Source organism: Acaryochloris sp. CCMEE 5410, assembly GCF_000238775.2.
GTDB lineage: Bacteria > Cyanobacteriota > Cyanobacteriia > Thermosynechococcales > Thermosynechococcaceae > Acaryochloris.
Window position 1 is genome coordinate 1,685,015 of sequence record NZ_AFEJ02000001.1, and the last position, 21,601, is coordinate 1,706,615.

Consider the following 21,601-nt stretch of genomic DNA (forward strand, 5'->3'; position numbering starts at 1 on the left):
TGTTAGGGACCAATGTTGCCAAACCGTATCGCTTATTGCTTCAATTGTTTTTGAGATTGCACGAAATATGTCGAAACACCGCATTACTCATCTATCTCACGGACAAGAGGGATTGCTTGCCGAGTATCGAGAAAAGTGGAAGGCGATTGCAAAGCTTACCAGACAGATTGATCAAGATAAGGTTGCAGCATCCGTCAAAGCTGGATATTTGGAGAGTAACTACCCTGAACCCACCCTGATTTTCTATAGCGATCCTTTTGCAGCCCTTCAAGATATTCAGTCAAAAGAAAGCTTCAAAACCGGGCTGGGGAGAAGTACCCGAAATACCTTTCATAAAAGGGTTATGGGGCATCTTATCCATCTGATGGAGAGACAGTTGGATCAAACACTCTTTTGGCGATTAAGAAATCAAATCGAGTATCCCGATTATCCTGATCACCTAGACAAGGACAATCTGCCAACCTCTTTTCACTTCCCGATGGGAATTGACACTTGCATCCAGGCTCAACTCACTAAGGATTTCGAGAATGCTGATATTAACGATGCAGAAACTAATTATTCCTATATTTCAAAATTAGTAGAGGCTGTGGATAGACCTCCTTCCTGGTCTATTTGGGGATGTATGCTTGATTTTTGCATATCAGTTCTGGGTGTTCAGCATGACTCCAAAAAATGGGAAGTGGCTAGGGAGTTAATGGAATGCTGCAGCTTTATCTTCCTGTTTGAGCAGGTTTGCATCGTCTGTGATCGCCCCAATATCTTGCTGTTTGATTCAGCCAATCTCCTCCATGCTGATGAAGGGCCTGCTCTCCAATTTACGGATGGTTACAGCGTTTATGCGGCTCATGGAGGAGTGCCTCTCGAAGGCAGACGATGCCAAAATGGTGAGTATATTGAACCAGGAACAAAAGTAAAGCTGCCTAGCACCGGAGAATATGGAATAGTCGTGCACTATTGGTATAGCCAGGAAATTTTAGATTTCGATTGTTACATCGCTTTCCTTGGAACATCATTTCCGAGCAAAGACACAGACTGTAAACCCTATATATTCAGGTATGCTGCAGTTTCGCTAGAAATACTTGAATGATAGTCAGGTTCCATTGACCTCCAAAAATAACTATGGACAGAGGTGAGAGCATAGCTCATAACACAAGCTCAGAGATACTCAAAAATAGCGCAATGTCCTTCGAAGACGCTGGTATTCTTTGCAGCGGATCCAGTGGTTGGGGATTTGAGGCACTGGCAGAACATCTTGCACAAGTTTTATCGGTCCCAGTTGTTCACCACCCAGCTAAATTCAACTATGTTCTCGCTTACGATGAACTGGATAAAATCGGTGAAAACGCCTGGTTTATTCCGTATGAAGGCATCCATATAGCATCGGATAAGCGCCAAGTCGCTAGACGCTTTCATACAGCGAAGGTCAGTTCACCGCAAACTCTCCTATGTGCTGACATTGAGTCTGCACAACAAAAAGTCCTTCAAGATCCGAGCCGCCGTTGGTGCTTAAAGTACCCCACCAGTACAGGGGCAACTGGACACCGACTGTTTAATGCAGGCACCAATATCCCGACAGACTGGCCTTTGCCAATAGTCCTACAAGAATTCATAGCGTTGGCAAGACCTGAAGTTTATCGGACCTATTGCGCTGGTGGTGAATTTTTTGGGTGGGTTGTCAGGAGACACCCAGATGTAAATTCAAAAGATCCGTGGGTTGCCCATGCGAGAGGGGCTCAGTACTGTGACTGTGGCGACATACCCAAGAAAGCTGTAAATGTTGCTACTGATGCGCTTAGGGCGACGGGTCTTCTGCAATCATTCGGCTGTGTAGATCTGCTTTTTAGCCCATCTCAAGGTTGGGTTGTCCTAGAGGTTGGAACGGACGGCATTTTCAATCATGTCGATCGAGATCTTGGCATTCCACATTTAGAACATGAGATAGATTTACGATTAGCTGATGCCTTTTGGCATCGTGTCAGAGCTTTAGGTACAACTTTATAAACAATGGCCTCAAAATCAGTTACTGAGGGAAAGCACAGAAACCATGCTGAGAAAACCTCAGACTTTGACTTGTTTTGGATATGATCAAATTTGACTCAAGTTCATATCTATTGGTTTGGGAGCAGGACGCTGAAGGGCATCATTGCCGACCCACATGCGAACTAAGTGTCGCTTCTTTTCTGGCTCTTCCCAATCTAGATATTCCGTGCGGTCGTGAGCAATCAGGTGATTATTCAGGAAAATCATGTCACCTGGTTGGAGCTGAAGTTGATAGGTAATGTCCTCTTGATTGAGGGTCGCCTCAAATTGATCCAATACAAATAGATCCTCCTCCGATAGAGGTAATCCCGCCTTATCGTGGCCCGCCTCTATCCAATAGCGCATATACCGACAGGTTAATCCTGGATACCAGCGGCCCCACTCAAACACTGGGAACGAATTTCGTAGTCGATCGAGGTGAGAGCGGGTACCGACCTCTCCGACAATGATTTTGTCACGAATAAAATGTTGGCAAAGTCGCCGTAATACCTCGGGTTGGGATTGAAGGAGTCGTTGATAAGCCGTGAGGGTGTTCGCCAAACGATTGACACCTCCTTCCCGAGCGGTCCGCAAGCACAGCAAAGACACAATACCGGGCATCAGGTCCGCATCTGTGCTGTCTGTATGGTAGCCAGGCGACGTGCAGGTACTGGAAAAAAGCACATTCGCTTGGCGGTGATCCTGGCCGCGATCGCAGACATCATACAACAGTCCACGTTTGTCCAACACCGAGCCCAAAGCATAGCCTAGCTGCAGCAAGAGCAGTCGAGCAGCAGATTCGCCATACTCAGCTACATCAAACCCAGACAATAAGACAACGCCCGTGGTTTGGGTGAGATGATAACGCATCACATTCGCCAGAAGATCAAGATTCTGAATTCTCATCCCCCTTGCTTCAGGCGACTGCCAGGTATATCCCCTCGCCTCCAACCAATGATGCAACATTAAAGTTGAGGACAATATAGACTCTGGGAGCGTAATTCTCCAGTGAGAATTGGTTTCTAAACCTGCACTAGTCCAGCTAGGCTGCGACTTAGCCTTGATCATCACCGAAGATAAATCTTCGATATGACCCATACGAGTAAGAAGTGGCATAACAATAACAATCGGGTCGAAAGGCAAAGTAGGGGGTCAGTTAGTGAATTGAGGCCGATAGCAGCGCTTATTTTGATCACATCTAGCATTTGCTAGGTATCTTGGAGCCTCATTCCATGAGGCTCCAAGATACCTAGCACATTACTCAGGACAAGAACACCATTAAGCCGCCCAAGCATAAGACACAGCTTCAGAAGCACGCTGAATACCATTAAAGAATTTCAGTCGCGAATCCATCGCTTTCTTGATCGCTCGATTCAAATAGATAGAGTCTTCCACCGTCTTTAATCGGGGTTCAATCAGCGCTTCCAAATGAGCAGCATGGTCATCATCGAGATCAATATGCACTTCGAAAAAGCTCAACGCTTCCGAAGAAAAAGGAGATACCCCAACAATGCCTTGGTGAATTTGGGTATACAGGGAATTCACAATTCCTTCGGATGCAAAGCAAACAGCTCCCAAGGCGGCTAAATAACCATATTTATGGGGCAAAGCCAGATAAGTATCTATCATGGCCTGGGTTTCTGGCTCCGGGGGCGTCATTTGCAGCGTCCCATCATCAATCCCTAACGCCCGAGTAAACCGCCGAAATAATTCTGGATGAGCATGAGTCAAATCGCCCTGACCCATTTCATCCAAGAGATTTTCCATAATCACCATCTGGGCGCTCTCATCGGGGCAACAAGACATAATGCCTGCCAGGATGCGATTAAAGGCTTGGGAAAACTTGTACATCTGTACCGCTAAAACACGCACTTCGGCCAAAGTCAGCTCTCCAGATCGGCATTGCTCTAAAAAAGGATGCTTCCACAGAGGGTGCCGCATGGTCAGTCTGCGATAGGAATCCATAGAGTAGGCAGTAATCGTTTTCATTTGTGCACCTCAATCGCCATATGCAAGGGATAATCAACTAATGGTCCAAAAAAGTCAGGATCAAGTTCGACATGTTCAGGCAAGACTCGTAATTCACGCACAGTCGGCATGCTTGTAAAACCAGCCATTTGCAACGCTTCAAAGAAATCTTGCAGAGTTTTGTGAATCAGCTGGACGTCTAACCAGGAACCATCACGCTTCCAAATGCGCCCTGGACATTGCTGGTCCCGTCCACTGAAGTAGTTATTGCCATCCACTTCGAAATAAAAGGGAAACTCAGCTTGGCGCATATAGGGAAAAGCAGGGTGGGGGATACTAAAGATGAACCGCCCGCCAGGTTCCAACACCTGAAAAATTTCTGCCATGCAAGCCTGAGTTTGGGCAACCGTTAGGTAGTTAAACAAGAAAACAGCCACCACTAAATCAAACTTGTCTTGGGTGTAATGCCGAACGTCCGTGGCACATCCCACTTGATAGGTAATCCCCAAAGACTCTTGTTCTTCTTGAGCCTGGGCGGCTTCAATCATCCTCTGGGAAAGGTCGACGCCTAAAACGGATGCTGCACCGAGCTGTCGGAGTTGACGGCTACAGTACCCTTCACCACATCCAAGATCCAGAATCTTTTGCTCTGTAACTGGCGCACACATCTCCAAAATGGCGGGACGTGCTGTGAAGTCAGACAGCGAGCTGGGTTCACCTCGAACCCATCGAACCGCTGTATCGTTGTACAGAGCTTGGGTGACTTGTTTATTGGCCGTAATCATGAATTCCTCTTGGGTTCTAAATGGATTAACAACATAAACGAAAGGTTAGAGAACACTTCTTTTTAGCGAAAATCTGGCACAAGTCCGAAATCTGCTCTGACTTCAAATAGAGATGAGAAGGCATGAGTAGATAGGGAATAATCCCCACTTTTTTGATCCTGTTTAGCATTAACCATTAACCAATAACCGCCTGATGTTGTTAACTATTCGCCTGAATTATTCCAAAAAAAGATATTTCACTATTTTTGGCATGGAAAATATTTTCTACATAGTTGCACTATATGTAGAAATATCACTTTTAAATACTCTTTCGCCAAAGAGATAGATATTAATACCTATGGAGATTTATCTCCAATTACTTGTGACGAAAAAATATGATCAGCAACTCATTAATATCTTTTTGGAAGAATTTTCAGATTATTTTGGTTGGGTCAATTCATCGATAAAACTGATTTAGTCTTTAACGATAAATCAGAGAATATTAGGTCTGTCTAGGTGTCGCATCAGTGTAAACACGTAACTTTAATGCACGAAAACAGCTATAGATAAGGTTTTTTTGAGTGATTACACGCATGTTTTAAGGCTTGAAATTTGATTATTTTCATAATTAAATATTTGATTATTCTTGGAAAATAAATTAGATAAACTCATTATTAATTAATTATTAACACTAAATAAAGAAAGGTGAATTATTGATTCGCGAAGACTCACAGCCCTAAACATTTATTCTTTACATCTCAAATAAATCCAGATTTCTATATAGAGGCACCTTGCCAACCTAGAAATTATTATCTTCAGCAAATATTCCTAAGAAACCGCCTCATTTTTTGACTACTTTTCAGGCAGAATTAGGGCATTATTAGTCCTTGCAAAGATAAAAATCCAAAAACAAAACCCATGTGGAACATGTTTTGTGGATTGGGAACCCTAGAGCTGTTGAAATTTAGATCGTTAGGGAGGCTCTCATGTATGGCCTAGTCAATAAAGCCATCGAAAAGATGGTGCGCAGCCATTTTAATGATGCAACCTGGGAGGCGATCAAACAAAAAGCTGAGATCAAAACGGAAGCCTTTATCAGCATGGAAGGCTACCCCGATGAGTTGACCTACCGGTTGGTGGGAGCCGCTAGCGAAGTATTGGAGCTCTCTCCTGCAGACGTTATGCATGCCTTCGGTAAGTATTGGGTTCAGTTCACCGCCCAGGAAGGGTATGGAGAGCTAATGGAAATGAATGGGGAAGATTTACCTGAGTTCCTGGAGAATCTGGATGATCTTCATGCCCGAGTAGGGGTGATGTTTCCCAAGTTGCAACCCCCATCCTTTGACTGCGAGGAAGCGGATGAGGAAGAATTAACCCTGCATTATCACTCGGAGCGAGATGGACTAGCCCCCATGGTCATGGGATTGGTAGAAGGGCTGGGGGAACGATTTGAAACAGAGGTAGATATCAACCAGACCCACAGCCGCGAGGAGGGCGCCGACCATGATCAGTTCTCAGTTAAGTACAGAGTCAAGTGTCCTTTCCACTAATGGGATCGAGCGCAGTTTACCCCCCGAGTGTTTTGCCAAGGTTTTTCCCTTCCATTTTGTCTTTAATCGCAACTTAGAGATTTTGCAAGCGGGTAAGGTTCTGCAACACATTGCTCCTGAAGGGCTGATGGGCGGGCAGGTAGATGATTTTTTTCAGATTCAGCGTCCAAAGGTAGCACTGGAGTTTGATGCCCTACTGAAAAAGTCAAAAAAACTGTTTTTAATCGAATCGATTCATCGAGGATTTCAGCTCAAGGGACAGTTGATGCCCCTTGAGTCAGAAGAGGTGATCTTCTTTATTGGTTCGCTCTGGGTCACAGACCTCTCCGATCTCAAAGGCTATGGGGTAAAACTGCAAGATTTTGCCACCCATGAACCCACCTCAGATTTTCTCTATCTGCTCCAGGCTCGATCAACAGCTCTGGCCGATACCACCCATATGGCAGAGGAGTTAGCAGCCAAACAAGCTGAATTAGAGCAGACCTTGCAGGTGGTTCAGGAGAAAAACCACAACTTGCAGGCAACTCTCAAGCAACTAGAAACCACCCAGGAGCAGCTGATTCAATCGGAAAAGATGGCCTCCCTTGGTCAGTTGATTGCCGGGATCGCCCACGAGATCAATACACCTCTAGGGGCAATCCGATCCTCTGTAGAGAATATTTCTGACTTCTTAGAACGCAATTTAGGGGCACTACCTACCTTTTTCCAGGGCCTAACGGGAGACTGTCACCAGTTATTTTCAGAGTTGTTGGACTCCGCCAACCAGGATCTGGTGATCCTAAGCAGTCGAGAGAAACGCAAGCTGAAGCGAGGCAATATCCGCCTGCTGGAAGCGGAAGGGATCGAACAGGCGGATGACGTGGCGGATACCTTAGCCGAGTTGAATTATTTAGAAGAGATCGAGGCCATTGTCCCTCGACTGCAGTCTACAGACGGTCGCCAGACCTTGGATATGGCGTACCAATTTTCGACCTTGTTAAACAGCACCAAGACCATCAAAACGGCGACGGATAAAGCTGCCAAAGTGGTCTTTGCCCTGAAGAGCTATTCTCACTTTGACCATACGGGCCAAAAGGCCCCCACTAACCTTATTTACGATATTGAAACGGTTTTAACCCTTTACCAGAGTCAGCTTAAAAATGGGGTTGAGGTTATCCGCAATTATGATCCCATTCCATCGGTGTCCTGTTTCCACGATGAGCTGAGTCAAGTCTGGACCAATCTGATTCATAACGCCCTGCAGGCCATGGACTATCAAGGCACCCTGACTCTGGATGTCCAGCACCATGAGAATCAGGTCCAGGTCAAAATTGCCGACAGTGGTCAGGGGATACCGCCCGAAGTGATGCCCAAGATATTCCAACCGTTCTTTACCACCAAGCCCCCTGGAGAAGGAAGCGGTTTGGGACTCGATATTGTCCAAAAGATCGTGAAGAAGCATGAGGGCGATATTTCCGTGGAATCTGAGCCCGGGAAGACCCAATTTACCGTGTCTATCCCTCTGATTTAGGGCAGGAGACGATTCGAAATCGACTAGCAATGGATCAATGTAATGGTTAAACCCGTCGTTCTATGTGTAGATGATGAAAAAGTTATTTTAGACAGTCTCAAAATACAGATTAAGAAAGAACTGAGTGACCTCTGCAATGTAGAAGCAGCCATCAATGCCAACGAAGCATTAGAAATTGTGGAGGAGCTGCAGGAAGACGGCGTTGAGGTGGTTTTGGTGCTGTGTGATTGGCTAATGCCAGGGATGAAGGGAGACGAATTTTTCGTCAAACTCCATCAAGATCATCCCAATATCATCAAAATCATGCTCTCTGGGCAGGCGGATCACTCAGCGATTGAACGGGCCAAGGAAGAGGCAGATCTCCATCGGTTTATCCATAAGCCCTGGCGTAAAAGCGAATTAATTGAACTGCTGAAGTCAAATTTGGAAGCGCTATGAGTAAGCCTTTTATCCTCTGTGTGGATGACGAATCTACTGTTCTAGAGTCCCTCAAAATTGAATTACGCAAATCCATTGGCCAGGACTGCGCCATTGAAACGGCTCAGGGTGGCGAAGAAGCCCTAGAGATTGTGGATGAACTGCTAGAAGATGAATATGAAGTAGCGGTGGTAATCTCTGACTACATCATGCCAGGCATGAAGGGGGATCAAGTTCTCCAGCGCATTCATGAGAAGTCCCCGGAGACGATCACGGTGATGCTGACGGGGCAAGCAGATGTGGATGCGATCGCAAATGCCGTTACCCATGCCGATCTCTATCGCTACATCGCCAAACCCTGGCAGGCAGAAGACTTGAAGTTAACCATTGCTTCTGCGGTTCAGAGTTATCTGACGGATCAGCAACTCGCAGAGCAGAACCAAGAACTGCAGTTAATGAACCAAAAGCTGCAGCAGCTCACCACGGAACAAGAACAAGTGATTCAAGAGCGGACTGCCGCCTTAGAAGCCGCCAACCAGAATTTAAACCTGCAAATTCAGCGGGTCTTGCTGATTGAGCAGATTACCCAAGACATTCGCCGCAGTCTCGATACTCAGCATATTTTCCAAACCACCGTTGACCAGTTGGGCTATACCCTTGCAACCAATCGCTGTTTTATTCAGAGCTATTCAGCCCAGAGTTCAGGAGACTCTGACCTGGCGGAGTATTTGGAGATGGATTATGCCTCCTGCCTGGAACTAGAGATGGGCAATCATCCCCTGCTGTCGGAAATCTTTGGTCATGATCGCGTATGGGCAATGCCTGAACTAGATCGGGACCAGATGACCGAGGGGGAGATCCAATTTTGTGACCAGGCCCAGCTCCAGTCCCTACTGGCGACTCGTACCTCCTATCAGGGCCAGGCCAATGGGGTGATTGTGTTACATCAGTGCGATCGCAACCGCCATTGGTCCGAAGCAGACATCGAACTACTAGAAGCCGTGGCGGGTCAGGTGGGCATTGCCATTGCCCAAGCCCAACTCTTAGAGCAAGAGCAACAGCAGCGCCAGGCCTTAGAAACCAACAATACGGCCCTCGTGCAGGCCAAGCGGGACGCTGATACCGCCAACACCGCTAAATCTCAGTTTCTAGCCAATATGAGCCATGAGTTGCGGACCCCCATGAATGCCGTCATTGGCATGACCGGTCTCCTTCTGAATACAGATTTGGATCTGCAACAGGTTGACTTTGTAGAAACCATTCGCAGCAGTGGGGATGCATTACTCAGCCTGATTAACGATATTTTAGATTTCTCCAAAATAGAAGCTGGGAAGTTGGAGTTTGAAAACCAGCCCTTTGACCTCCGAATTTGTATCGAACAAGCCCTCCGTATCGTCGCCCCCAGGGCAGTAGATAAATCCTTAGAATTGGCATACCTTTTTGAACCCGATACCCCCGAATGGATTATCGGGGATGTGACCCGGCTACGACAAATTATCGTCAACCTCCTCACCAACGGTGTCAAATTTACAGACACGGGAGAAGTGGTGGTCTACATTCAAGATGTCACAGCAGATCATGCCGCTCCAGTCCGAAAGGGTCACCATATCCTTCAGATTGTAGTCAAAGACACGGGAATCGGCATTCCGGCTGATCGAATGGATCGATTGTTCAAATCCTTTAGCCAAGTGGACGCCTCCACCACCCGAAAATATGGCGGCACCGGATTAGGATTAGCCATTTGTCATCGGCTGTGTGAGCTGATGGGTGGCCGCATGTGGGTCGAAAGTGAAGTGGGTAAAGGGTCTTCTTTCTACTTCACGATTTCCGTCCCCATCGCTGATCCCGCTCAGCGACCCATTATTTCTCCTGCCCATTTGGATGGTAAGCATCTGCTGATCGTAGACGACAATCCCACTAACCGTAAAATTCTAACCCTGCAAGCAAAAGCTTGGGGCATGACCAGCCAGGCCGTCCCGGGAGGAGCCGCAGCCCTAGCGTTACTCACCGCCGATCATGGGTTTGATCTGGCCGTTCTGGATATGCAAATGCCAGAAATGGATGGGTTAACCTTGGCCAAGCGGATTCGGGAACAGTTGGCAGACTTTCCCTTAGTGATGTTGAGCTCTTTGGGCAAAGATGAGTTGATTCAACAGCAGGGGAATATCAACTTCGCAGCTATCCTAAACAAACCGATTCAACAGTCACGGCTCCATGATGTTCTGGCTAATATTTTTGGAGAGCCTGCCGAACCAGAAGAACAGCCGCCGGAGCCTGAGCGAGTCAGCCCGGCCTCCCTACGTATTTTGCTGGCAGAAGATGTGGCCGTAAACCAGAAAGTCGCCTTACTGATCCTAAAACAATTGGGGTATAGCGCTGATGTCGCCAATGATGGCCATGAAGTCTTGGCAGCCTTAAAGCGCCAAACCTATGACATTGTTTTGATGGACGTACATATGCCAGAGATGGATGGCCTGACGGCAGCAGCCACCATTCAAAAGGAATGGGGCGCTGAGGATCGCCCCCATATTATTGCCCTGACCGCCAATGCCATGCAGGGGGATCGAGAGCGGTGCCTAGCAGTCGGGATGCAAGACTATGTCAGTAAACCGATCCGCACAGAGGAACTACAAGCCGCGCTGGATCGGTATCTAAAGAATGCTCACATCAAAGTGATGGCCTAGGCCTGCGCAATCGTCATCCTCACGCTTATCCACGAGAATTGATCCCTCCTTGCATCAAACTGGATCTGATAGGTGAATCCTATAGGACAGAGGATTAGCGAGGATCAGCATGACCGAAGAAAGAACATATTTAGAGCTGTCAGAAGACGAAGGGGTCGCCCACAAGTTTTACGAAGTGGTGGTGAATGGCGCCGAGCTAAAAATCCGGTATGGACGGATTGGCAATGCAGGCCAAACCCAAGAGAAAACCTTGGCGACCCCCGAGAAAGCAAAAGCCGAAGCCGAGAAAAAGATCAAAGCGAAGCTGCGCAAAGGCTACGAACATGCGGTCCAGGGGGTAAGGAAAAAGCGGGCCATTACCCGACGGGAAATCACCAGTACCCGCTCCTCGGCCAAGCGTGCGCCCGTCCTCTGGAAGTTTGCCTCTGGTGCCTCCGCCTTTGGCATCTTTATTGATGAATCTCGCTGCTGGGTGGGCAATCAAAAGGGACAAATTTTTACCCTTACCCCCGAGGGCCAAGTTACCCAAGAGTTTAAACTCCCCGATGGCGTTAAATGTATTGTGGCTGATGATGATTGGCTCTATGCCGGGTGTGACGATGGCAAAGTCTACGACCTAAGCGGTAAAATCCCCCGAGTGGCCTATTCTATTGCCGAGGATGTCGATATCTTTTGGCTGGATATCAACGACGGGATTTTGGGGGTCTCGGATCGCCAGGGTGTGGTCACCACCATTAACCATGAAGAAGAATCCCAGTGGAACCAACGCAGTAGTGGCGATCACGGCTGGATGGTCCGATGCGATGAGATTGGTGTCTACCATGGCCATGCTGGTGGAGTGACGATGTATGACTGGGAAGACGGTCAGGTGATTTGGAATCAGCGGACCCAGGGGGCGGTCCTGTTTGGCTGGCAGGAAGAGTCAACTGTGTATGCCGGTACCAGTCAAGGCCAGGTCTATTGCTTTACAAAACAGGGTCAGCAAGAACAGATTCTTAAATGCGATACCCAAGTTTATTCCTGTGCAGCGGCGGCAGACGGCAAATATGTATTTGCGGGAGACAGTTCCTCTTCTGTTTATTGTTTTGATGCAGACGGCAAACGCCTCTGGAAACTGGGAACGGGCTGTGGTTCTGCCTTCTCCATGCAGTTTATTCAAGATCGTCTATATATTGTGACGACGGATGGCTCTTTGGCCTGTATTGATGCCAGCGAAGCCGCCATTCAAGCCGCTCAAGCGGGAACTGTGCCGGATGTTGTGAATGTGAAAGCGCCGAAACTAGATGCGATCGCAGCCTCATCTACCCTAGAAACCACCACCAATGCTGGCCAGGGCGTGATTTTAGTCTGTGTAAAAGACGGTAGCAAATTGCGGGTCCGGGTAGAATCTGCGGGTTATCACACTGACTGGAATGTCCAGTTTCCCAAAGAAATGCGGGAAGCAGGAGCGCGCTACGTGGTCGAAGACTTGCGGGAATCAGCCCGAGGCGGCTTCTATCGCGCCTACGGTGAAATCAAGAAGCTGGTTTAAAGGCTTGAACGCGGGGTGGATACTTGCGCTTGATTCGCTTGACTTGAGCCTGGAATTGGGCTCCGCGTTCAGGATTCACCATTTCCACAAAATTGGCATAGCCTTGGATCTGGGCAAACGAGACCGGCTGGCCGTTCCAATGCTGATCGTCATAGCCGGACTGCTCAATTTGGTGAAGCAACGCCCGGAATCGCTTGAGGGTTTTACGGTCAACATTCAGCTTTTCATTGACAACCACCCCCGTCACCTCTTGCTGCCGACCACTGCGAAGCACCCGCGTCTTCTGAGGATGAATTGTAAACCCTTCGTGGGTGACAATGGCATGGGTCCGTCGCAACAGCTTGCCCACCTGCTGCTGAGGCTGACCTGTGGCTGAGAAGGTTAGATCATCGGCATAGCGCGTATACCGATATCCCAACTCTGCCGCCATGGCCGTCAACCGACGATCTAGACGCCGACAGAGCAGATTGGTCAATATGGGGCTGGTAGGTGCTCCTTGAGGCAAATGTCGCTGAGACTGGGCCACATAGTAATGCTGACCATCCAAGTCCACCTCCACCACATCCGGTTCTGTACAGAGCAGGGCAAAAATCGTGGCGGCAGCTTCGCTATAGCCAAAAGAGCGAAATAAACCTTTAATCCGGGGATAGGAAACGGACGGGAAAAAATCTTGGAGATCAAGATTAATCACCACATCGGCTCCCAAGTGTGGCGTTGCATTGGTAACGATGGAGCGCCCCGGACAAAACCCATGAGCAGCTTCATGGAGGGGAATGGCGGCTAGCAGCTTCTCTACGATCCAGTATTGAGCCTGCTTCAAGCGGGGCATAGGTGCTGAAATCAGGCGCTCTCCCCCAGTTTTCTTGGAAATTTTAAAGCGAACATAGTGGGAAATTTGGGCCGTCCGCCGAGAGAAAGCTAAGAAGCGCAACTGGCCAACGCTAATCTGCATGGCCTTGGCAATTTCTTCTGCCGTCCCATAGGCAGGGAGTCCATATTGTTGAAGTCGGGTGCGATCGCACTCGGTCTGATTAAGTCCCCCGGAAACCCCTGTTCCCAGATAGACAATATCGCGGGTTTTTCGGTCTTGCCATGCTGCAGCTCGGGCCTGTCGTTCTTGTTCTCGCCGTTCTTTCGTTTCTTGTCGTTTCTTTTTAGACGCAGCGAGTCGTTCTTTGTAGAGCTGCTTCTTAATGGCGGCTTCGTTGTGGAGTTTGCGGTTCTCGGCCCGCAATGCCGCGAGTTCTCGCTGAATTTCCCCTTTACGCCGAATCTCAGTAGCCGGATCTTGGGGCATCTCGCCCTCGGCAGGCCAAAATCCTAACCGCACCATTTCTTCTAGGATGACCTCATCACGGGAGCTTTGACGGATGCGATCGTAGAGTTCTTGGCGAGTACGGGGTTGATTGGACATAGAGCCGAGAAAGGTGAACTCGATGATATAAGTAGCGATCTATTTCGAAAAAATAAACCCGGTCAGTTAAGCGCCTCTTCGTAAACCTCTTCGGACTGGATTGCTCAACTCGAGCGGGGCCGCTCTACCAGTGCTCGTTAGTTTCATGGAAACTAAACCGTAACAGCACTGGTAGAGCGAAGCCCCGCACAGTAAAGAGCAAGCCAGTGATGCGCGTTTAGACTAATCACATGAATGGCGATGCACCATTCGGGTTGCAAGGGGTAAACTTAAACTGACCGAGCTATATAGTACTTTTGTACTGTTAGTGTATCATAACACTCTCTTCGTAGAATGCCCAATATCAAAGTTGAGTTTGCAGTCTCAAAGCGTTCTAGCAGTGGTGGAAATGTACGAGAACATCATTGATACACTTCCATCTCAGCAGGATGTCCAAACCACCCCAAAAGAGATATTCCATCCACTCGTTAAGTCTCGTTGAGTCGGTAGATTGACACGATCTGGCATCCTTCAACATGTGGATCCGTACCATTTGTCTGCAACAACGCTTGCTGGATATCCTTAACGGTCTGATAACTCAGAACTAGCGCATTGGGGGACAAGGAACGATTGATCTGGTCTACATCATTTCCCCAATTAGTCAGCAAGGAGATGTCACAATAGTCATCGATTAAATCAAATCCTAAAAAGCGTGGATCGCCCTGATCATGCTCGCTAAATCTCAAACCCACCAGATCCCCCTGCCCCATCTCACTCTGCTTTTGCACAGCATAGTCATAATCCGTGATTAGGTGAGTCTTGAAATCCTGATTAACAACATGGTTCCAATCGTCCTCCTCTGTTGCATCAAAAAGGCTGGGTCTGAGAATGCCATCTATCGAATCAAAACAGGTAAAGGCTAACCCCCGCCATTGGCAGTAACTTATCCAGCAATCGCCGTCTCTAGGAGAAAAACGCTCGACAATGGTAAACAGCATGTTCTTAGGCTCATGGCTCGGTCAATATTGCTCTGAATAGGGGGACTCATTGCAAAGCATCTGTTGTGAACGCTCTAGAGATTCACTCAGAAAAAGCAGTTTGAACAATGCGGGCAATATTTCGAGCATCATCTATACCCCGATGATGAACCCCTTCAAGCTCTAGACCTAGTTTGGCCAATGCGCCTGCCATACCAAACTTCTTTTTTGAGTTGATCTCGATAGAGAATGCTTGCTTTAAATTGAGATGATCTCCTGGAAAGGGATAGCCAACGCCATGCAACTGGCAATCCTGCACAAATTGATGCCGATCATAATCTCCCCAAGAGCAGAACCGATAACTCCCACAGGGGTAAAACCAAGATTGAAAATCTTTTAGAGCCACCGGGAAAAGTGGGGCCTCTTCAATATCCTGCTGAGAAATGGATGTCAGAGATTTGCAGAATTCAGTCAACACAGGATGAAGAATGGGCTTTATAAAGGTTTGGTATTCACTCTCTATCTGCAGGGTTTGTGAGTTGAGAAGCACAGCTCCAATCTCAATCATCTCCATTCTGCGGCGAGGAATGGAATTATCATCCGCACAGGTGGCTTCAAGATCAACAATCAAGTAATATTTCTGACTAATTTTCATTGATGTCGTGGAGGAGACACCCAAGGACTCAATTAGGACTATGGCACTCGGTGCCTAGCTAAATATAAGTGCTTATGTAGTTTCTAGATATTTCCCTGTCAAAGCAGAGGCAGTCTCTTCGCGCATCATACCAATAGCCCTAGGGCTGTCGTCCCTCGTCATACCTCCGTTTCTACGAGCACGGTAGGCCAATATACCAGTTCGATGCAAGCCTTAGGATGATGACAGTTGTACATTCCAAAATTAAATGCTCCTGGTCCAACAGCGGTTACCCCAACACTTGGATAATTGGCTTGAACAGTCAAAGCAGGTCTGGCTTTAGAGGTTAGTAATGAGCCTGTGGAGGGACTGATGCTGTTGGCGAATGTACTACGAGAGATTTTTTTGTATTATCAAAACCTGAAAATTTGTCAATTCTAGGGAGTGGCTAACGCTGCAAATCGCGATGTCCGGGTTTGAGCATGCGGTGTTCCCTGCAACCATGAAACAATGCGTTTTACATTGATCGCAGTACTTGTGAGCACATGCTGCAAGCGCGTTTTAGCTAATCCTAAATAGCGAGATCGCCTCATTCCAAAGGCATTGACTCCTTGCGAAATAGTCCCTTCAATCCCCGCTCGCTTGTTATAAGTCTGTTGCCATTCTTCTGTATTTTGTTGCTTTCGAACCTCTTGCAATGCTTGATGTCTTTTTTTAGTACGTAGGGTCAGAGACCTCGCTTCAGTGGGGGAACGAGTACATAAACCACGATGCTGACACAATCGACAGTCTGTCCGGGAGAACTTGACAACAATCACTCGGTTGCCCCAAGCATCTTTTGCTCCTTTCCAAGTTCGGCTTTTTTTGCCTTGAGGACAAGTCACTCGTCGCGTATTCCAATTGATCTTGAATTGGTCTAAATCATATGCTTCAGGGGTTTTGGCTTGCCAACTTGAGTTGGGTCGTGTGGGGCCAATTAATGTCACTTCATATCGACTTTGGCTTGTTACAAGCAATTCACTATCAACATAGGCTGAGTCGACAATATGTTCACTTGGAAGTAAGTCTTTGAGTTTCAGTGCCTTGTGTACTTTTTCAGTCTGATCGACATCAGCAAGATGAGCATGGGTCGTCAGGACATTAGTAATCAGATGCATCTGATTCTCGTCACAGGATTCTGTTAAATGTACCTTGTAACCAACCCAGGTAGTGGTTCTCTTATTGGCATAGTGAGCCTCAGGGTCATAGGGTGAATCGAAGCGCTGACCTGCAGGAGGTAAATCCTTCGCGGGCGAAGCCGGACTTTGCCGCGTTCAACGAAGTATTGATGGACCCAAGTCAGACGCATAATCTCAACAGTTTGAATCTGGCGCAGATGAATAGGAGTAGTTTCATCCCAAAGCTTTTCAAGCAACTGCATCCCATCCCTGCCAATCATTTCAGCGTGTTTTTGGCGTGCTGCTATTCCCTTAGGCAGATGATACTCTTCTACTGGTAATGCGTAACGGCCATACCAATCTTGTGGAACCCATTGCTGCAACCAATCAGGATCAATTCCAGCGATCTCGTTCAGCACCGCTCGCAAGGTTTCTCCAATACCTTCAAGTCGATTCAGCATCCGAATATGAGCGATGACATGGGTGGCGTCTGTTCGTTGCTTACCACCTGCTTTGAGCCATTCTTTCTCTTGGCATCGTTGCAACAAGAGATCGAGTAGATGCTGTTCCGTATGACTTTGGATAAGACGCTGACGGAATTCACATAGCACCGAGAAATCAAATCCTGAATCGGTTAATTCTAGTCCTAGCGCATATTTCCAATCAATTCGACTGCGGACAGCATCTGCTGCCTTCCGATCAGTCAGTCCTTCCATAAACTGCATGACACAGATTAGAGCTAAGCGCCAGGGACTAATAGCAGGTTGACCTTGAGCTGGATATAAAGCTGAGAAGTCTTGATCGGTGTAGATGGTTCCTATCTCTTCTCTTAAAGCCATGAACACATTGCCTTTAGGGAATGCAGCATGTGCAACACGAATAGTTTCTTCAGGTATAAAACCAGGAGCATGCGGTTGAAGTGACATAGTGTTGAGAGTTCTGATAACGATTAGTTTGGATACTCAACTAATTATCAGTGCTTATTTTTGTACTTTAGATAGCAAAGTGAAATCAGGTTTTGATAATACAAAAAAATCTCTCGTAGTACATTCGCCAACAGCATCAGGGACTTAACAAAAAACTGAAAAGACTCAAACGACAGATGTATGGACTGGCTGGACGGGACCTGTTGAATAAGCGTTTGGTTTTAGCCCACTGAAATGCTGGACAGTCATACCGTGGGCGTACAAACTGAAGTTGCTGTTCAAATGAACAACGTTGATTAATTCATGAGAAAGCCAGCAACAAAAGCCGATTTAATGCCACCCTTTAGGAAGATAGGTGAAGAAGGGTGGGGGAAAAATCTTCAAAAACTTCTCACTGAATATGGAATAGAGCCTTCACAAAGATTATCTGAAAAAGCAGTCGAACAACGTGAAAGAGAGTTAGGACTAAATTTTCCCGATCCATTACGTAGCTTCCTTATTGAGTTTAGTCACACTAATCTGGGTCGTTTTTGTCTCTATCCTCTCTATTCAATTGCTCCACCCACAGATATATGGTTTCGTGACTTTCTTACATCAGAAGAACAAGAGCAACTTCAAGATCTGCTCGGCATAGCTAATTCTGGTTCCGATAATGTCTTGGCGATAGATCCAATCACAGGCTATTGCTACATTTGCAACCACGACCCTGCTGGTATTTTTCTGGAAGCCAATTCGTTTGACGAATTTCTTCAGAAAATCATTATTGATCTTAGCTGGGGATACTATGGTTGGCCGGATCCTCATGTCGAGGAACTTGCTATGGAGTTGAAGCTCGATCTCTTTGGTGATAGATCTACGAAGATTTAACCCATTCAAAGAACCCTTGTCTAAAGCGCTTCAGAAACGTTTCAATATTCTAGTTCTCGCCCCTGTTGATCAAGCTGTTATTCCCCTTCTAACACTTGAATTGGGCTCACCAAAAGCGGACAAGAGCCATAATTGGGTCTTGTCCGCTTTTGGTGAATCGAAATTATTAGGTAGAAGTGCTGGAAAGTGGACGGTATATCTTTTCGGTGTTCCAATCAAAAACAGTCAATTCAAGTGAATTGGCTGTTTCAATTAAAAATGGCAAAACCTCATCTACTTTGGAGTACACAATACCCAGTACAGGTGCCACTAAAGTAATGTTGTCACGGAGTGGACCATCGCTCCACACTCCCTGAACATCAACCAGCTCATCGTCAAGGTTGCAAATGCAAGGATACCTACTTGTGAGCACATCAATTAAATCATGGAATACTTGAGGTGGTGAATCATTGTCAAGTTCAGCCATTCTATTCACCCACTCCCATGCATCTTGCTCATTACTTGGAATGGGTTTTAATGCTACTGCAACGTTGTAGCTCATGGGTATCTATTAAGTATTTCCTGAAGATGTATCTACTAGTTTGCCCTCCTAAAACTGAGGATAATCGTTACTTTTTATCTTCTACCTAATAATTTCGATTCACCAAAAGAGGACAAGACCCAAATAATTCTGGAATGTACAATAGCTTTGCAATGTACAACACTTGTAAAGCGGGTGGGGGGAATCGAACCCCCATCATTAGCTTGGAAGGCTAAGGTTTTACCACTAAACTACACCCGCATGGCACTGGATATTCAGCACAATTTAGGCTAACACAAATTGGCTATCTTTCTGCAAGCCAATCCAACCTCTTCTTCTGAATTGCGATCTGCTACCGATAGCACCATGTTTTTCCAGTAGAGCAAACCACCCACGCAAGGGAATTCGCTTCCGATCACCAGTGAGGGATGTGGAATAGGCTACGATGGTGCTAATTCAAGACCGACCATGCTGATTCACTACCTCCTAGCGCTTCTACCTGCGATCGCAGCTTTTGCTACAGGCAGTATTGCTATCTATGTATGGCAACGGCGGTCCGTTACAGGGGCACAATCTTTTTTTAGGTGTATTCTTTGCCTCTTTATTTGGTGCTTTTTCGCGGTCTTAGAATATCTCAGCACTGAAGCCACCCCCCGCATCGTTTTTGGCAAACTGCAATACCTCGGCATTCCGTTTTTCGCCGTCTTTTGGCTAGTCTTTACCCTGCAATACACCCATAACGATTCTCGTCTGAACACCCAGAGAACGAGAGGGATGATGGTGTTGCCCCTACTGAGCATGATCTTTGCCTTTACAGATCCTTGGCATGGTCTGATTTGGGCATCTGTGGAATTGGGGCATACCCCTGCGCCTCAATTGATGATTGAGCATGGCTGGTGGTTTAGCTATGTGATGATGCCCTACAACTACTTATTGCTTCTAGGGGGCGTCGGCGTACTCCTCAACGCTTATTTCGCCAGCTCCCAAATCTATCGACAACAGATTTTGGTATTGCTGTCTGCATCGATTATTCCCTTCTTTTCCAGCCTGTTGTATCTGTTAGCAAGGGTTCATTTCTACGGACTAGACCTGACCCCGATTAGCTTTGCAGTCAGCGGTTTGATCATGGTAGTGGGACTGTTTCGTGGCAAACTATTTGAAGTCTCTCCCATTTCCTACCGCACCGTATTTCTCAACACGGAAGATGCGGTGATTTTTCTGGATACTCAAAATCATATTGTCGATCTCAATCCCAGTGCTTATCGAGAAAGCCTATTTGACAATATTTTGGGGCAACCGTTTCATGTCGGTTTTCCCGCCTATCAGCATTTGCTAACGACGCCCTTGACCCAAGAAATCACTGAAACGGTCAAACTATTTCAATTTTCCCAAACCCTCCTTAAAGAAGTGAAAATCCGGACGTTGCACAGCCCAGGTCATCGTCTGGTAGGATCTTTGGTCATTATTCGCGATGTTACCGTTGAGCGTCAAAAACAAGCTCAACTCAAGCAATTCGCCTACTTTGATAGTCTGACGGGGCTGTGTAATCGTCGCCAATTAGAAATCTCAGGTCAATTGTCCCTGAGTAGTGCAGGCAAAGGGCTGTGGCCAGTAGCTTTGTTATATGTGGATTTAAATGACTTCAAGCCGATTAATGATACCTACGGTCATCAGATTGGAGACGCAGTGCTTATATATGTGGCCAAGTGCTTAAAAACCTGCGTTCGTCAGGGGGATATTGTGGCCCGTATTGGCGGGGATGAATTTGTGGCCTTGTTGTTTAAGGCCAATCAAAATGCAGCCCATGCCACGCGGGAACGCCTCTTACTCCGGTTACGCCAGCCCCTAAAACTTGAGAACATCACCCTCAAATTAACAGCTAGTATTGGTGTTGCCAGTCATCCTCAAGACGGCTGTACCCTTTCAGAACTCCTGCATTGTGCAGATCAATCTATGTACCAAGACAAGCGAACCTATCGCGATCGCCGAAACCCTCCCCGGTCCCTAACCGATCAAACCCAGGGAACCATAAAATCTCCAAAATAATGGTCGCGAATCATCCGAACTATTACTTCGCCTACGGCTCCAATTTGTATCAGTCCCGCTTACTAGCGCGCGTCCCATCCGCCCGCTTCATCGCCCTGGGCCACCTGCAGGGGTATCAACTTCAGTTCCATAAGGTGGGCTTAGATCAGTCTGGTAAAGCAAATATTCAAGCCACTAGTCAACCAGATGATATCGTTTGGGGAGCCGTTTTTCAGATGGACTTATCTGAGCTACCCTCCTTAGACCAAGCTGAAAGCTTGGGGGTAGGCTATGAACGCCAATGTCTCAGTATTTTGACCGCTGAGGGGTGCCTTGAAGCGTTTACCTACTTGGCTCTGCTGATAGACGATACTTTGCGTCCGTTTCATTGGTACAAAGCCTACATTGTCCAAGGCGCCCTGGATTTAAGCCTGCCAGCAGCCTATATTCAGGACATTCAGGCTGTTCCATCCATCCCCGATCCTGATGCTGAACGTCGCCAGCATCACCGGGCCCTGCTCGGGTGAGCGTTAACTTTATTCATCTCTTAGGACTGGTTTTATAACGATTAATCGCAAAGACTTCAAAAGTAGCTTAAGTCTTGGCATGCTAAGGGAGTCTCACCATATCATCAGTCCTTCGCTCCCTCAGAAACGATC

General features: G+C 47.1%; 17 protein-coding genes, 1 tRNA gene and 1 pseudogene. 10 read left to right on the top strand and 9 right to left on the bottom strand.

Going from position 1 to position 21,601, the window contains the following annotated elements; all coding sequences use genetic code 11:
- Positions 1 to 67 precede the first annotated feature (67 nt).
- Both ON05_RS07420 and ON05_RS07425 read left to right on the top strand, forming a co-directional pair.
- A complete protein-coding gene (locus ON05_RS07420) occupies positions 68 to 1,087 on the top strand; it encodes a DUF6745 domain-containing protein (protein WP_010480060.1) in 1,020 nt (339 codons plus the stop codon).
- Positions 1,088 to 1,179: 92 nt separating this feature from the next.
- Positions 1,180 to 2,001, top strand: coding sequence for a hypothetical protein (locus tag ON05_RS07425; RefSeq protein ID WP_139026122.1), 822 nt, complete (start codon positions 1,180 to 1,182; stop codon positions 1,999 to 2,001).
- Between the two features lie 84 nt (positions 2,002 to 2,085).
- Here the strand turns inward: ON05_RS07425 and ON05_RS07430 are convergent, their stop codons facing one another.
- From ON05_RS07430 to ON05_RS07440, 3 genes are all read right to left on the bottom strand, one after another.
- Positions 2,086 to 3,135: a TauD/TfdA family dioxygenase gene (locus ON05_RS07430; RefSeq protein WP_236619141.1), complete on the bottom strand. Its 1,050-nt coding sequence runs from the start codon at positions 3,133 to 3,135 to the stop codon at positions 2,086 to 2,088.
- A 162-nt stretch (positions 3,136 to 3,297) separates the two neighbouring features.
- Positions 3,298 to 4,008, bottom strand: coding sequence for a TenA family transcriptional regulator (locus ON05_RS07435; protein ID WP_010480067.1), 711 nt, complete (start codon positions 4,006 to 4,008; stop codon positions 3,298 to 3,300).
- A complete protein-coding gene (locus ON05_RS07440; protein WP_010480069.1) occupies positions 4,005 to 4,772 on the bottom strand; it encodes a class I SAM-dependent methyltransferase in 768 nt (255 codons plus the stop codon). The genes ON05_RS07435 and ON05_RS07440 overlap by 4 nt, the downstream gene beginning before the upstream one ends.
- A 965-nt stretch (positions 4,773 to 5,737) precedes the next feature.
- Here ON05_RS07440 and ON05_RS07445 point away from each other — a divergent pair.
- From ON05_RS07445 to ON05_RS07465, 5 genes are all read left to right on the top strand, one after another.
- Positions 5,738 to 6,301: a heme NO-binding domain-containing protein gene (locus tag ON05_RS07445; RefSeq protein WP_010480072.1), complete on the top strand. Its 564-nt coding sequence runs from the start codon at positions 5,738 to 5,740 to the stop codon at positions 6,299 to 6,301.
- On the top strand, positions 6,255 to 7,811 hold the full coding sequence (locus ON05_RS07450) for an ATP-binding protein (protein WP_010480074.1): 1,557 nt from the start codon (positions 6,255 to 6,257) through the stop codon (positions 7,809 to 7,811). Before ON05_RS07445 ends, ON05_RS07450 begins: the two co-directional genes overlap by 47 nt.
- Positions 7,812 to 7,853: 42 nt before the next feature.
- Complete coding sequence (locus tag ON05_RS07455) at positions 7,854 to 8,249, top strand: response regulator (protein WP_010480077.1); 396 nt, start codon at positions 7,854 to 7,856, stop codon at positions 8,247 to 8,249.
- The gene (locus tag ON05_RS07460) at positions 8,246 to 10,912 is read left to right on the top strand and encodes a response regulator (protein WP_010480078.1); all 2,667 of its coding nucleotides are present in this window, start codon (positions 8,246 to 8,248) and stop codon (positions 10,910 to 10,912) included. Before ON05_RS07455 ends, ON05_RS07460 begins: the two co-directional genes overlap by 4 nt.
- A 109-nt stretch (positions 10,913 to 11,021) precedes the next feature.
- Complete coding sequence (locus ON05_RS07465; protein WP_010480081.1) at positions 11,022 to 12,443, top strand: PQQ-binding-like beta-propeller repeat protein; 1,422 nt, start codon at positions 11,022 to 11,024, stop codon at positions 12,441 to 12,443.
- Here the strand turns inward: ON05_RS07465 and ON05_RS07470 are convergent.
- The 4 genes and pseudogenes from ON05_RS07470 to ON05_RS07485 all read right to left on the bottom strand — a co-directional run bounded on the left by ON05_RS07470 (position 12,427) and on the right by ON05_RS07485 (position 17,530).
- Positions 12,427 to 13,857 (bottom strand): reverse transcriptase family protein, encoded by a 1,431-nt coding sequence (locus ON05_RS07470; RefSeq protein ID WP_010480083.1) that lies wholly within the window; start codon positions 13,855 to 13,857, stop codon positions 12,427 to 12,429. The genes ON05_RS07465 and ON05_RS07470 overlap by 17 nt on opposite strands.
- 467 nt (positions 13,858 to 14,324) lie before the next feature.
- A complete protein-coding gene (locus ON05_RS07475) occupies positions 14,325 to 14,834 on the bottom strand; it encodes a hypothetical protein (protein ID WP_010480085.1) in 510 nt (169 codons plus the stop codon).
- An 82-nt stretch (positions 14,835 to 14,916) separates the two neighbouring features.
- Positions 14,917 to 15,468: a 3'-5' exonuclease gene (locus tag ON05_RS07480; protein ID WP_010480086.1), complete on the bottom strand. Its 552-nt coding sequence runs from the start codon at positions 15,466 to 15,468 to the stop codon at positions 14,917 to 14,919.
- A gap of 416 nt (positions 15,469 to 15,884) precedes the next feature.
- A pseudogene (locus ON05_RS07485) lies at positions 15,885 to 17,530 on the bottom strand (IS1182 family transposase).
- 303 nt (positions 17,531 to 17,833) lie between these two features.
- On the opposite strand from ON05_RS07485, the gene ON05_RS07490 reads away from it, so the two are divergent.
- Positions 17,834 to 18,397: an SMI1/KNR4 family protein gene (locus ON05_RS07490; RefSeq protein ID WP_010477602.1), complete on the top strand. Its 564-nt coding sequence runs from the start codon at positions 17,834 to 17,836 to the stop codon at positions 18,395 to 18,397.
- Between the two features lie 166 nt (positions 18,398 to 18,563).
- Here ON05_RS07490 and ON05_RS07495 read toward each other — a convergent pair whose 3' ends face one another.
- On the bottom strand, positions 18,564 to 18,938 hold the full coding sequence (locus ON05_RS07495) for a hypothetical protein (RefSeq protein ID WP_010477601.1): 375 nt from the start codon (positions 18,936 to 18,938) through the stop codon (positions 18,564 to 18,566).
- Between the two features lie 169 nt (positions 18,939 to 19,107).
- Positions 19,108 to 19,178 (bottom strand) — tRNA-Gly (locus tag ON05_RS07500).
- 207 nt (positions 19,179 to 19,385) lie between these two features.
- Between ON05_RS07500 and ON05_RS07505 the strand changes: the two genes are divergently transcribed.
- Positions 19,386 to 20,963 carry a histidine kinase N-terminal 7TM domain-containing protein gene (locus ON05_RS07505; RefSeq protein ID WP_010477600.1) on the top strand — a complete coding sequence of 526 codons (1,578 nt, stop codon included), beginning with the start codon at positions 19,386 to 19,388 and terminating at the stop codon, positions 20,961 to 20,963.
- Positions 20,963 to 21,469, top strand: coding sequence for a gamma-glutamylcyclotransferase family protein (locus ON05_RS07510; RefSeq protein ID WP_010477599.1), 507 nt, complete (start codon positions 20,963 to 20,965; stop codon positions 21,467 to 21,469). The genes ON05_RS07505 and ON05_RS07510 overlap by 1 nt, the downstream gene beginning before the upstream one ends.
- Positions 21,470 to 21,601 lie beyond the last annotated feature (132 nt).

Bases quoted from the DNA above. Each gene is read 5' to 3' on its own strand.
- ON05_RS07420 (WP_010480060.1), top strand. From the start codon at position 68: ATGTCGAAACACCGCATTACTCATCTATCTCACGGACAAGAGGGATTG.
- ON05_RS07425 (WP_139026122.1), top strand. From the start codon at position 1,180: ATGTCCTTCGAAGACGCTGGTATTCTTTGCAGCGGATCCAGTGGTTGG.
- ON05_RS07430 (WP_236619141.1), bottom strand. From the start codon at position 3,135: ATGCCACTTCTTACTCGTATGGGTCATATCGAAGATTTATCTTCGGTG.
- ON05_RS07435 (WP_010480067.1), bottom strand. From the start codon at position 4,008: ATGAAAACGATTACTGCCTACTCTATGGATTCCTATCGCAGACTGACC.
- ON05_RS07440 (WP_010480069.1), bottom strand. From the start codon at position 4,772: ATGATTACGGCCAATAAACAAGTCACCCAAGCTCTGTACAACGATACA.
- ON05_RS07445 (WP_010480072.1), top strand. From the start codon at position 5,738: ATGTATGGCCTAGTCAATAAAGCCATCGAAAAGATGGTGCGCAGCCAT.
- ON05_RS07450 (WP_010480074.1), top strand. From the start codon at position 6,255: ATGATCAGTTCTCAGTTAAGTACAGAGTCAAGTGTCCTTTCCACTAAT.
- ON05_RS07455 (WP_010480077.1), top strand. From the start codon at position 7,854: ATGGTTAAACCCGTCGTTCTATGTGTAGATGATGAAAAAGTTATTTTA.
- ON05_RS07460 (WP_010480078.1), top strand. From the start codon at position 8,246: ATGAGTAAGCCTTTTATCCTCTGTGTGGATGACGAATCTACTGTTCTA.
- ON05_RS07465 (WP_010480081.1), top strand. From the start codon at position 11,022: ATGACCGAAGAAAGAACATATTTAGAGCTGTCAGAAGACGAAGGGGTC.
- ON05_RS07470 (WP_010480083.1), bottom strand. From the start codon at position 13,857: ATGTCCAATCAACCCCGTACTCGCCAAGAACTCTACGATCGCATCCGT.
- ON05_RS07475 (WP_010480085.1), bottom strand. From the start codon at position 14,834: ATGCTGTTTACCATTGTCGAGCGTTTTTCTCCTAGAGACGGCGATTGC.
- ON05_RS07480 (WP_010480086.1), bottom strand. From the start codon at position 15,468: ATGAAAATTAGTCAGAAATATTACTTGATTGTTGATCTTGAAGCCACC.
- ON05_RS07490 (WP_010477602.1), top strand. From the start codon at position 17,834: ATGAGAAAGCCAGCAACAAAAGCCGATTTAATGCCACCCTTTAGGAAG.
- ON05_RS07495 (WP_010477601.1), bottom strand. From the start codon at position 18,938: ATGAGCTACAACGTTGCAGTAGCATTAAAACCCATTCCAAGTAATGAG.
- ON05_RS07505 (WP_010477600.1), top strand. From the start codon at position 19,386: ATGCTGATTCACTACCTCCTAGCGCTTCTACCTGCGATCGCAGCTTTT.
- ON05_RS07510 (WP_010477599.1), top strand. From the start codon at position 20,963: ATGGTCGCGAATCATCCGAACTATTACTTCGCCTACGGCTCCAATTTG.